The organism is Pseudomonas sp. A6 (assembly GCF_052367875.1).
Classification (GTDB): Bacteria; Pseudomonadota; Gammaproteobacteria; order Pseudomonadales; family Pseudomonadaceae; genus Pseudomonas; species Pseudomonas citronellolis.
This window is the reverse complement of the sequence record NZ_CP198970.1, coordinates 1,329,300-1,340,354: the sequence shown is the minus strand read 5'-3', so window position 1 is coordinate 1,340,354 and position 11,055 is coordinate 1,329,300. Positions and strand designations below refer to the sequence as shown.

Sequence of the window (11,055 nt, the reverse complement as noted above, 5' to 3'; positions counted from 1 at the left end):
GGCGCTCAACAACCCCGGAATTTTCACCATGGCGTTCCGCCCGCTGCCCGCACAGGCCACCACCAAGCTGCTGCGCGAAGCCAAGCCGCTGCAGTCGCTGTTCAACGAGGCCCAGCGCCTCGCCCAGTTGCAACAGCTGCTCGACAGCCAGTTGCAGCCGGCCGCGCGCCCGCACTGCAGGGTCGCCTCCTGGCGCGGTGGCAACCTGCTGCTGGTGCTCACCGACGCGCACTGGGCCACGCGCCTGCGCTACCAGCAGAAGCGCCTGCTGCGCCAGTTGCAGATGTTCGACGAGTTCGCCGGGCTGCAGCACATCCTGTTCAAGGTCCAGCCCCAGGTCGAGCGCCAGGCGCCGGTGCGCACCCACCAGCTCTCCCCCGCCGCCGCCGAGGCTCTGCAGGAAGCCGCCGAGGGCATCGCCAACCCGCGCCTGCGCGCGGCGCTGGAACGCCTGGCCAGCCGCAGCCGCCCGCGCGAAGACTGAACCGCTCGCCTACCACTGGTCCCATAACGTCCCTCGTCGGCTCTTGCCGATGAACTCGTGAGAACTTTCCCCCTCCAAACTCCAAGCCTCCTGCCCGCGCCATTTCGCGCGCATAAAAAAAGGCCACCCGAGGGTGGCCTTCAATATGTACAGCTTGAAAGGAGGAGGTTCCCTCAAACGGCCGCAGCGGGCCGCATGTAGGAAATCGGCGCGGTGCTCGCGTCTTCGAAGGTGACCACTTCCCAGGCCTCCTTGTCCGCGATGAGTGCGCGGAGCAGGCGGTTGTTCAGGGCATGGCCGGACTTGAAGCCGCGGAACTCGCCGATAAGGCTGTTACCAAGCAGGTACAGGTCACCGATGGCGTCCAGGATCTTGTGCTTGACGAACTCGTCCTCGTAACGAAGGCCGTCTTCGTTGAGCACGCGATACTCGTCGACCACGATGGCGTTCTCCACGCTGCCACCGAGCGCCAGGTTCTGCGAACGCAGGTACTCGATGTCGCGCATGAACCCGAAGGTCCGCGCACGGCTGACTTCCTTGACGAAGGAAGTGCTGGAGAAGTCCACCGTCGCCTTCTGGGTGCGACCACGGAAGACCGGGTGATCGAAATCGATCTCGAAGCTCACCTTGAAGCCGTCGAAGGGAACGAAAGTGGCGCGCTTGTCGCCCTCTTCCACGGTCACTTCACGCTTGATGCGGATGAACTTCTTGGCCGCCTCCTGCTCCTGCAGGCCGGCGGATTGGATCAGGAATACGAAGGGCCCCGCGCTGCCGTCCATGATCGGCACTTCCGAGGCGGACAGCTCGACATAGGCGTTGTCGATGCCCAGGCCAGCCATGGCCGAGAGCAGATGCTCCACCGTATCCACTTTGACGTCACCCTTGACCAGGGTGGTCGACATGGTGGTCTCGCCGACGTTCGAGGCCCGAGCCGGGATTTCCACCACCGGGTCGAGGTCGGTACGGACGAACACGATACCGCTGTCCACCGGAGCCGGCTTCAGGGTGAGGTAGACCTTCTCCCCCGAGTGCAGACCGACGCCGGTGGCCCGGATGATGTTCTTCAAGGTGCGTTGTCTGATCATGGCTTTGGCCGCTTTCGCGCAAGTTGCGAACTGTTGTCAACAATGGGCGGCGATGATAGCAGAACCGCCCTTTGCTGAACACCAATCACATTCATACTCCTGATAAATTGCCTCAATCGGCCTGGCGACGCAGGAATGCCGGGATATCCAGGTAGTCCAGGTCGTCCTGCGGGTTGAGCTTGGCCGCGGTGGCCGCGCTGCCGTGCGCCTGGTTGCGCATCACGGTCGGGCGGTCCAGGTCGCGGTAGTTCACCGATTGCTGCTCGCGCTGTACCGGAGCCTGGCTGCTGACCGCCTGGGTCTGCACGGTGTTGTCGACCACCTTGACCGGTTTTTCCAGGCGTGCGCCCAGGCCGGTGGCGACCACGGTGACGTGCAGCTCGTCGCGCATGTCCGGATCGATCACGGTGCCCACCTTGACGGTGGCGTGCTCGGAGGCGAACTGCTCGATGATGTTGCCGACGTCGGAGTACTCGCCCAGGGACAGGTCGGGACCGGCGGTGATGTTCACCAGGATGCCGCGCGCGCCCTGCAGGTTGACGTCTTCCAGCAGCGGGTTGCGGATCGCCGCCTCGGTGGCCTCGCGGGCGCGGTTCGGGCCGCTGGCGGCGCCGGTGCCCATCATGGCCATGCCCATCTCGCTCATCACGGTCTTCACGTCGGCGAAGTCGACGTTGATCATGCCCGGACGCTTGATGATGTCGGAGATGCCGCGCACGGCGCCGGCCAGCACGTCGTCCGCCTTGGCGAAGGCGGCCAGCAGGCTTGCGTCCTTGCCGAGGATGGTCAGCAGCTTCTCGTTGGGGATGGTGATCAGCGAGTCGACGCTTTCCGCCAGGGAGCGGATGCCCTCGTCGGCGATCTGCATGCGCTTGCGGCCTTCGAACGGGAACGGACGGGTGACCACTGCAACGGTCAGGATGCCCATTTCCTTGGCCACTTCGGCGATGATCGGCGCCGCACCGGTACCGGTGCCGCCACCCATGCCGGTGGTGATGAAGACCATGTCGGCGCCTTCCAGCACCTCGGCGATGCGCTCGCGATCCTCGATCGCGGCCTGGCGGCCGACTTCAGGGTTGGCGCCGGCGCCCAGGCCCTTGGTCACGCCCGGGCCGAGCTGCAGCACGGTGCGCGCCGCGATGTTCTTCAGCGCCTGGGCGTCGGTGTTGGCGCAGATGAATTCCACGCCGTCGACGTTGTTCTTGGCCATGTGGTTCACGGCGTTGCCGCCGCCACCACCGACACCGATGACTTTGATTACTGCCGTTTGTGGGACGTTATCGACGAGTTCGAACATTTTCCCCTCTCCTTCCTTTCTAGTTGTGTCGCCTACGTTTTACCGCGCCGGTAAATCAGAAATTGCCCTGGACCCAGCGTTTGAGCCGTTCCAGAACAGGTGTCTTGGGTTCATCGCTGAAGCTGCTGCCGCCGGACATGGAGATGCCGTCGGACTGCTTCTGCAGGCCATACATGAGCAGGCCCACGCCAGTGGAATAGATAGGATTGCGCACGACGTCGGTCAGCCCCTTGACGCCATGCGGCACGCCCAGGCGCACCGGCATGTGGAAGATCTCTTCGGCCAGCTCCACGGCGCCTTCCATCTTGGCGGTGCCGCCGGTCAGGACGATCCCGGCCGGGATCAGGTCCTCGTAGCCGCTGCGGCGCAGCTCGGCCTGCACCAGGGTGAAGAGCTCGTCGTAACGCGGCTCCACGACCTCGGCCAGGGCCTGGCGCGACAGCTCCCGCGGCGGCCGGTCGCCGACGCTGGGCACCTTGATGGTTTCGCCCGCGCCGGCCAGCTTGGCCAGTGCGCAGGCGTAGCGGATCTTGATTTCCTCGGCGTACTGCGTGGGCGTGCGCAGGGCCATGGCGATGTCGTTGGTGACCTGGTCGCCGGCGATCGGGATCACCGCCGTATGGCGGATGGCGCCTTCGGTGAAGATGGCGATGTCAGTGGTGCCGCCGCCGACGTCCACCAGGCACACGCCCAGTTCCTTCTCGTCCTCGGTGATCACCGAGTAGGCCGAGGCCAGTTGCTCGAGGATGATGTCGTCGACTTCCAGGCCGCAGCGGCGCACGCACTTCTCGATGTTCTGCGCGGCGTTCACCGCGCAGGTCACCACGTGCACCTTGGCTTCCAGGCGCACGCCGGACATGCCCAGCGGCTCGCGCACGCCTTCCTGGTTGTCGATCACGTAGTCCTGCGCCAGGGTGTGCAGCACCCGCTGGTCGGCCGGGATCGCCACGGCCTGGGCGGCGTCGAGCACTCGGTCGATGTCGGCCGGGCTGACCTCGCGGTCGCGGATCGCCACGATGCCGTGGGAGTTCAGGCTGCGGATGTGGTTGCCGGCGATGCCGACGAAGGCCGAGTGGATCCGGCAGCCGGCCATCTGCTGCGCCTCGTCGATGGCGCGCTGGATGGACTGCACGGTGGACTCGATGTTCACCACCACGCCCTTCTTCAGGCCGCGCGACGGATGGGTTCCGATCCCGACGATCTCCAGCTTGCCGTCGGCCGCGACCTCGCCCACCAGCGCCACCACCTTGGAGGTGCCGATGTCCAGGCCGACGACCATCTTGCCGCTCTGCACGCTTGCCATGTTTATTGCTGTCTCCTCAAATCACTGCGCGGGCGCGGCCTGGGCCACGTCCGTCTGCGGCAGCGGGTCGCGCCACGCCACGGCCAGGCCGTTGGGGTAGCGCATGTCGATGCGCGCAATCTTCGATATCTGTTCTTTCAGGGCCTTTTCGTAGATGGTCACGAAACGGCGGATCTGTTCGACCGTGTGGTCGCGGCCCAGGACGATCTGCACGCCCTGGGCGGTGTCCAGGGTCCAGGCGCCGCGCGAGCTCATCTCCAGGCTGGCGATGGTGAAGCCCAGGGGCCGCAGCAGTTGGCTGAGGATCTGGTACTGCTGCATCACCTTCTGCTGGGCGAACTGCGGGCCGGACAGGCGCGGCAGGTGCTCGTAGTGCGACACCTCGTGGGGCGCGAAGGCCTGGCCCTGGTTGTTCAGCAGCGCCTCGTCGCCCCAGCGGGCCACCGGCAGCTGTTCCTCCAGGTGGATCACCACCTGGTCCGGCCAGACGCGGCGGACTTCGGCGTGGGCGATCCAGGGCATCTGCTCCAGCTCCTGGCGCATGCCGGCCAGGTCGATGCTGAAGAAGCTGGCCGAGACGAACGGCGCGATGCGCTGCTGCACCGCCTGCTGGCTGATGTAGCTGAGGTCGCCTTCGACGCTGATCTTGGCGATCGGGCGGTCGGCGTAGGGCAGCACGTACTGCGCGCCCTGGTAGGCTCCGAAGCCCAGCACGGCCAGCAGCACCGGCCACATCAGGATGCGCAGGAAGCCGAAGCTGGGCCTGGGCAGGCGAGCGCTGATCGGCTCCTTCGCCACCAGGCGGCTGGCGCCGCGCGGCACCGGCTTGCGCGCGGGTGCGCGGCCGATACCGGGTTGCGAGTGGCGGAGCATCGCGCCGTTCATGGTCTTACCCCCTTGCCTCGACGCTGTCGGCGAGGATCGCCAGCACCAGTTGCTGGAAATCCAGGCCGGCCGCGCGCGCGGCCATGGGCACCAGGCTGTGGTCGGTCATGCCCGGTGCGGTGTTGACTTCGAGCAGCCAGAAACGCCCCTCGGCGTCCTGCATCACGTCGGTCCGCCCCCAGCCCTGGATGCCCAGCGCCTCGCAGGCGCGGGCGCACAGGCCCTGCAGCTCGCGCTCCTTCTCGGGGCTCAGGCCGCAGGGGATGCGGTACTGGGTGTCGCTGGCCAGGTACTTGGCGTCGTAGTCGTAGAAGCTGTGCGGGGTGCCCAGGCCGATGGCCGGCAGCACCTGGCCGCGCAGGGTGGCCACGGTGAATTCGGGGCCGCTGATCCACTGCTCGACCAGCACTTGCGAGTCGTATTCGGCGGCGCTGCGCCAGGCGGCGATCAGCGCGTCCACGCCGTCGACCTTGGCCATGCCGATGCTGGAGCCTTCATGGGCCGGTTTGACGATCAGCGGGAAGCCCAGTTCCGTCGCGGCGCGGCGGCAGTCGTCCGCGCTGGCCAGCACCGCGTAGGCCGGCGTCGGCAGGCCCAGGCTCAGCCACACGCGCTTGGTGCGCAGCTTGTCCATGGCCAGCGCCGAAGCCAGCACGCCGCTGCCGGTGTAGGGGATGCCGGCGACTTCCAGCAGGCCCTGCATGCTGCCGTCCTCGCCGCCACGGCCGTGGAGGATGATGAAGGCGCGGTCGATCTTCTCGCTCAGCAGGCGCTGCAGCAGGTCGTCGCCCACGTCGATGCCGAAGGCGTCCACCCCGGCGTCCTGCAGGGCCTTGAGGACCATGCCGCCGGACTTCAGCGACACCTCGCGCTCGGCGCTCTTGCCGCCGAACAGCACGGCGACGCGGCCGAAGGCGCGGGGCTCGAGGGTGGATTTGAGTGCGTCGTTCATCACGCCTTCCTCGGGGCGTCGCCGCCGAACATCGGGTTCTTGATCAGCGCCGGGGCCAGGCCGCCGATGTCGCCAGCACCCTGGCAAAGCAGGATGTCGCCGGCGCGCAGCAGCGGCTTGAGCAGCGCGGCGAGGTCGCCGTCACGCTCCAGGTAGATCGGGTCGAGCTGGCCGCGCTGGCGGATGCTGTGGCACAGCTGGCGGCTGTCGGCGCCGGGGATCGGCTCCTCGCCGGCCGGGTAGACCTCCATCAGCAGCAGTACGTTGGCCTCGCCGAGCACCTGCACGAAGTCTTCGTAGAGGTCGCGGGTGCGGGTGTAGCGGTGCGGCTGGTAGACCATCACCAAGCGGCGCTCCGGCCAGCCGCCGCGCACGGCCTTGATCACCGCCGCGACTTCGCGCGGGTGGTGGCCGTAGTCGTCGACCAGCATCACGCTGCCGCCGTCGACCTGCAGCTCGCCATAGACCTGGAAGCGCCGGCCCACGCCCTGGAAGCCGGACAGGCCCTGGACGATGGCTTCGTCGGAGATGCCTTCGTCGGTGGCGATGACGATGGTCGCCAGGGAGTTCAGCACGTTGTGCAGGCCGGGCATGTTCACCGAGACGTCCAGCGGCTCGCGCTCGGGGCGCAGCACGGTGAAGTAGGTGCGCATGCCTTCCTGGCGGATGTTGATGGCGCGGACGTCGGCGTCCTCGCTCAGGCCGTAGGTGACGGTCGGGCGCGCCACCTGCGGGAGAATCTCGCGGACCACCGGATCGTCCACGCACATCACCGCCAAGCCGTAGAACGGCAGGTTGTGCAGGAAGTCGACGAAGGTCTTCTTCAGCTTGTTGAAGTCGCCGCCGTAGGTGGCCATGTGGTCGGCGTCGATGTTGGTGACCACGGCGACCATCGGCTGCAGGTGCAGGAAGCTGGCGTCGCTCTCGTCGGCCTCGGCCACCAGGTAGCGGCTGGTGCCCAGCTGCGCGTTGGTGCCGGCGGCGTTCAGACGGCCGCCGATGACGAAGGTCGGGTCCAGCCCACCGGCGGCGAACACCGAGGCGATCAGGCTGGTGGTGGTGGTCTTGCCGTGGGTGCCGGCAACGGCGATGCCGTGGCGATAGCGCATCAGCTCGGCGAGCATTTCCGCGCGCGGCACCACCGGCACGCGGCGCTCCAGGGCGGCGGCGACTTCCGGGTTGGCCTTGTTCACCGCGCTGGAAACCACCAGCACGTCGGCGCCGTCGGCGTTTTCCGCGCGGTGGCCGATGAATACCTGGGCGCCAAACTTCTCCAGGCGCTCGGTCACAGCCGAGGCCTTGAGGTCGGAACCGGACACTTCGTAGCCGAGGTTCAGCAGCACTTCGGCGATGCCGCACATGCCCGCGCCGCCGATGCCGACGAAGTGGATGCGGCGGATGCGCCGCATGGTGCGGGTGATGCCGTTGGGTTCCTTAACCACGGGCCACCTCCAGGCAGGCATCGACTACCGTGCGGGTAGCCTCGGGCATGGCCAGGCGCCGGGCGCTGGCGGCCATCTGCTTCAGGGATTCGGGATGCATCAATACCTCGGACAGCTGCGCGGCCAGGTCGGCGGCGCCGGTAGACTTTTGCGGCAGCAGGCGGGCGGCGCCCTCCCGTACCAGGAATTCGGCATTGCGGGTCTGGTGGTCGTCGATCGCGTGGGGCAGCGGCACCAGGAAGGACGGCAGGCCGGCGGCGGTCAGCTCGCTGACGGTCAGGGCGCCGGCGCGGCAGATCACCAGGTCGGCCCAGGCGTAGGCCGCGGCCATGTCGCCGATGAACGCAGCGACGTCAGCTTGGACACCGGCCTGGGCGTAACGCTCCGCGGTGACCTCGGCATGCTGACGACCGGCCTGGTGGCGAATGGCCGGGCGCTGCTCGGCGGGGATCAGCCGCAGCGCCTCGGGCAGCAACTTGTTCAGCGGCTCGGCGCCCAGGCTGCCGCCCAGCACCAGCAGGTTGACCTTGCGGCCGGCCAGATCGGCGCGGGCATCGGCCTCGAGGAACAGCTCGGCGCGCACCGGGTTGCCGGTGGTCAGGCGCTTGGCGCTGGCCGGGAAGGTGTCCGGGAAGGCCTCGCAGACGCGCCGGGCCAGCGGCGCCAGGCCACGGTTGGCGGTGCCGGCGACGGCGTTCTGTTCGTGGATCACCAGGGGCGCGCCGCTCAGCTTCGCCGCCACGCCGCCGGGGCCGGTGACGTAGCCGCCCAGGCCGAGCACGCAGACCGGCTTGAGCTTGCGCACCACGCCCAGGGCCTGGAACAACGACTTGAGCAGGTCGAAGGGCGCGCGCAGCAGGGCCAGGCGGCCCTTGCCGCGCAGGCCGCTGACGTTGATCAGGTGCAGCGGCAGGCCAGCCTTGGGCACCAGGTCGTTCTCGATGCCGCGCGGGGTGCCGAGCCAATGCACGGCGTAGCCGCGGGCCTGGAACTCGCGGGCGCAGGCCAGGGCCGGGAACACGTGGCCGCCGGTGCCGCCGGCCATGATGAGGACGTTACCTTTCATCGGCAAAGTCCTCCTCGGTGAATTCGTACTCTTCGCTGCCCACCGCGGTGCGCCGCTCCCATTCGATGCGCAGCAGCATGCCCAGGCAGCCGCAGCAGATGACCAGCGAGGAACCGCCGTAGCTGAGGAACGGCAGGGTCAGGCCCTTGGTCGGCAGCAAACCGACGTTCACCCCGACGTTGATCAGGAACTGGCCGATCCACAGGAACGCCAGGCCGTAGGCCACGTAGGCGGAGAAGTACTGCTTGGCCTGCTCGGCCCAGATGCCGATGTAGAGCGCGCGCAGGCCGACGAAGACGAACAGGCCGACGGTGGCCAGGGCGCCGACGATGCCCAGCTCCTCGGCCAGCACGGCGAAGACGAAGTCGGTGTGCGCTTCGGGCAGGTAGAACTGCTTCTGGATGCTGTTGCCCAGGCCCATGCCCAGCCAGCCGCCGCGGCCGAAGGCGATCAGCGCCTGGCTGAGCTGGTAGCCGGCGCCGAACTGGTCGGCCCAGGGATCGCTGAAGTTGGTCAGGCGCGCCATCCGGTAGGGTTGCGTCCAGATCAGCAGGGCCACCGCGCCCACCGCCAGGGCCACCATCAGGCCGAAGCGGAACAGGCCGACGCCGCCGAGGAACAGCATGGCCGCCGCGGCGCCCATCATCACCACGGTGGCGCCGAAGTCCGGCTCGCGCAGCAGCAGGCCGGCGAACGGCAGCAGCACGGCGAAGGGCTTGAAGAAGCCGATCCAGCTCTCGCGCACCTCGTGCTGGCGGCGCACCAGGTAGCCGGCCATGAACACCACCACGAAGACCTTGGCGATCTCCGAGGGCTGGATGTTGAACAGGCCGAAGCCGATCCAGCGCATGGAACCGTTGACCTCGCGGCCGACGCCGGGGGTGATCACCGCCACCAACAGCAGGAAGGCCACGCCCAGCAGCTTCCAGCTATGGCGCTGCCAGGTCTCCATCGGCGTCAGCATGGTCACGCCGCAGGCGACGAAGCCGATGGCCAGGTAGATCAGGTGGCGCACCGAGAAGTACAGCGGGTTGCCCGACTGCGCCGCCGCCACTTCCGAGGACGCCGAGGTCACCATCACCAGACCCAGGCCGAGCAGCGCCAGGCAACCGGCGAGCAGCGGGAAGTCCAGATCGATGCCGTTGCGGCTGATCAGCGGGGACGGGTACGGGCGCAGGAAGGAGAACATCAGGCGATCTCCTCCACGGCCCTGGCGAACAGGCGGCCGCGCTCTTCGAAGTTCTTGAACATGTCCAGGCTGGCGCAGGCCGGCGACAGCAGCACGGCATCGCCCGGCCTGGCCAGCTCGGCGGCCTTGCGCACGGCTTCGTCCAGGGTCTGCACACGCACCTTCGGCGTCTCGTCGCTCAACGCGGCGCCGACCAGCTCGGCATCACGGCCGAGCAGCACCACTGCGCGGCAGAACTTCGCCACCGGCTCGCGCAGGGCGCTGAAGTCGGCGCCCTTGCCGTCGCCGCCGGCGAGCAGCACCAGCTTGCCGTCGATGTCGGCGCCCAGGCCCTCGATGGCGGCCAGCGCGGCGCCGACGTTGGTGGCCTTGGAGTCGTCGTAGAAGCTCACCCCGGCGCGCTCGCCGACCCACTGGCAACGGTGGGCCAGGCCGGCGAATTCACGCAGGGTCCGCAGCATGGGCTCGAACGGCAGGCCCACGGCGTGGCCCAGGGCCAGGGCGGCCAGGGCGTTGGATTGGTTGTGGGCGCCGCGGATCTTCAGTTCGCGCACCGGCATCAGCGCCTCGAACTGGAAGGCCAGGTACTTCTCGCCGCCCTCCTCGACCAGGCCGAAGGCCTTGAAGTCGGGCTTGTTGGTGCCGAAGGTCCAGCACGGCACGCTATCGGCGATCAGCGGCCGGCTCAGGGCGTCGGCGCGGTTCACCACAACCTGGCGCGCGCCGCGGAAGATGCGGTGCTTGGCCAGGTGGTAGTCGGCCATGCCGTCGTAGCGGTCCATGTGGTCTTCGCTGACGTTCAGGCAGGTGGCGACCTCGGCGCCCAGGCGTTCGCAGGTCTCCAGCTGGAAGCTGGACAGCTCCAGCACGTACAGCTCGACGTCGTCGGCCAGCAGGTCCAGGGCCGGGGTGCCCAGGTTGCCGCCCACGGCGACGCGTTTGCCGGCCGCCACGGCCATCTCACCGACCAGGGTGGTCACGGTGCTCTTGGCGTTGGAGCCGGTGATGGCGACGATCGGCGCCCTGGCATGGCGGGCGAACAGGTCGATGTCGCCGGACAGGCGCACACCGCGGGCGGCGGCCTCGACCAGCGCTGGCGTGCGCAGCGACAGGCCGGGGCTGACGTACAGCTCGCTGGCGCGGCAGAGGAAGCCGGCGTCCAGCTCGCCGCAGCGGACTTCCACCTGCGGGTACTGGGCGCGCAGGGTGGCCAGCTCCGGCGGATTCTCGCGGGTGTCGGCCACGGCGAAAGGCACGCCCTGGCGCGCCAGGAAGCGCACCAGCGACATGCCGCTCTTGCCGAGGCCGACAACGATGCGGAAATTGTCCGAAGCGATCAGGCTCATGCTCGC

At 68.2% G+C, this 11,055-nt stretch carries 10 protein-coding genes; 1 reads left to right on the top strand and 9 read right to left on the bottom strand.

Annotation, left to right across the window (positions count from 1 at the left end; genetic code table 11):
- Window positions 1–28 precede the first annotated feature (28 nt).
- Entirely contained in the window at window positions 29–484 is a 456-nt protein-coding gene (locus ACTWJ5_RS06100) for a DciA family protein (protein ID WP_009617929.1), read from the top strand.
- A 173-nt stretch (window positions 485–657) separates the two neighbouring features.
- On the opposite strand, the gene lpxC is transcribed toward ACTWJ5_RS06100, so the two are convergent.
- The 9 genes from lpxC to murD all read right to left on the bottom strand — a co-directional run bounded on the left by lpxC (window position 658) and on the right by murD (window position 11,049).
- Window positions 658–1,569, bottom strand: coding sequence for a UDP-3-O-acyl-N-acetylglucosamine deacetylase (lpxC, locus tag ACTWJ5_RS06095; protein ID WP_009617927.1), 912 nt, complete (start codon window positions 1,567–1,569; stop codon window positions 658–660).
- Window positions 1,570–1,681: 112 nt separating this feature from the next.
- Window positions 1,682–2,866 carry a cell division protein FtsZ gene (gene ftsZ / locus ACTWJ5_RS06090; protein WP_009617925.1) on the bottom strand — a complete coding sequence of 395 codons (1,185 nt, stop codon included), beginning with the start codon at window positions 2,864–2,866 and terminating at the stop codon, window positions 1,682–1,684.
- A gap of 55 nt (window positions 2,867–2,921) precedes the next feature.
- Window positions 2,922–4,169, bottom strand: a complete 1,248-nt coding sequence (gene ftsA, locus ACTWJ5_RS06085) for a cell division protein FtsA (RefSeq protein WP_074977786.1) — start codon at window positions 4,167–4,169, stop codon at window positions 2,922–2,924.
- 21 nt (window positions 4,170–4,190) lie between these two features.
- Entirely contained in the window at window positions 4,191–5,054 is an 864-nt protein-coding gene (locus tag ACTWJ5_RS06080) for a cell division protein FtsQ/DivIB (RefSeq protein WP_074977783.1), read from the bottom strand.
- A 4-nt stretch (window positions 5,055–5,058) separates the two neighbouring features.
- Window positions 5,059–6,006 (bottom strand): D-alanine--D-alanine ligase, encoded by a 948-nt coding sequence (locus ACTWJ5_RS06075; protein WP_444437783.1) that lies wholly within the window; start codon window positions 6,004–6,006, stop codon window positions 5,059–5,061.
- Window positions 6,006–7,448, bottom strand: a complete 1,443-nt coding sequence (gene murC, locus ACTWJ5_RS06070) for a UDP-N-acetylmuramate--L-alanine ligase (protein WP_074977777.1) — start codon at window positions 7,446–7,448, stop codon at window positions 6,006–6,008. The genes ACTWJ5_RS06075 and murC overlap by 1 nt, the downstream gene beginning before the upstream one ends.
- Window positions 7,441–8,514, bottom strand: coding sequence for an undecaprenyldiphospho-muramoylpentapeptide beta-N-acetylglucosaminyltransferase (murG, locus tag ACTWJ5_RS06065; RefSeq protein WP_249917733.1), 1,074 nt, complete (start codon window positions 8,512–8,514; stop codon window positions 7,441–7,443). The genes murC and murG overlap by 8 nt, the downstream gene beginning before the upstream one ends.
- Entirely contained in the window at window positions 8,504–9,703 is a 1,200-nt protein-coding gene (gene ftsW / locus ACTWJ5_RS06060) for a putative lipid II flippase FtsW (RefSeq protein ID WP_043272374.1), read from the bottom strand. Before ftsW ends, murG begins: the two co-directional genes overlap by 11 nt.
- Window positions 9,703–11,049, bottom strand: a complete 1,347-nt coding sequence (gene murD, locus ACTWJ5_RS06055) for a UDP-N-acetylmuramoyl-L-alanine--D-glutamate ligase (RefSeq protein ID WP_444437779.1) — start codon at window positions 11,047–11,049, stop codon at window positions 9,703–9,705. Before murD ends, ftsW begins: the two co-directional genes overlap by 1 nt.
- Window positions 11,050–11,055: the final 6 nt, after the last annotated feature.

Bases quoted from the DNA above. Each gene is read 5' to 3' on its own strand.
- ACTWJ5_RS06080 (WP_074977783.1), bottom strand. From the start codon at position 5,054: ATGAACGGCGCGATGCTCCGCCACTCGCAACCCGGTATCGGCCGCGCA.
- lpxC (WP_009617927.1), bottom strand. From the start codon at position 1,569: ATGATCAGACAACGCACCTTGAAGAACATCATCCGGGCCACCGGCGTC.
- ftsW (WP_043272374.1), bottom strand. From the start codon at position 9,703: ATGTTCTCCTTCCTGCGCCCGTACCCGTCCCCGCTGATCAGCCGCAAC.
- ftsZ (WP_009617925.1), bottom strand. From the start codon at position 2,866: ATGTTCGAACTCGTCGATAACGTCCCACAAACGGCAGTAATCAAAGTC.
- ACTWJ5_RS06100 (WP_009617929.1), top strand. From the start codon at position 29: ATGGCGTTCCGCCCGCTGCCCGCACAGGCCACCACCAAGCTGCTGCGC.
- murD (WP_444437779.1), bottom strand. From the start codon at position 11,049: ATGAGCCTGATCGCTTCGGACAATTTCCGCATCGTTGTCGGCCTCGGC.
- ACTWJ5_RS06075 (WP_444437783.1), bottom strand. From the start codon at position 6,006: ATGAACGACGCACTCAAATCCACCCTCGAGCCCCGCGCCTTCGGCCGC.
- murG (WP_249917733.1), bottom strand. From the start codon at position 8,514: ATGAAAGGTAACGTCCTCATCATGGCCGGCGGCACCGGCGGCCACGTG.
- ftsA (WP_074977786.1), bottom strand. From the start codon at position 4,169: ATGGCAAGCGTGCAGAGCGGCAAGATGGTCGTCGGCCTGGACATCGGC.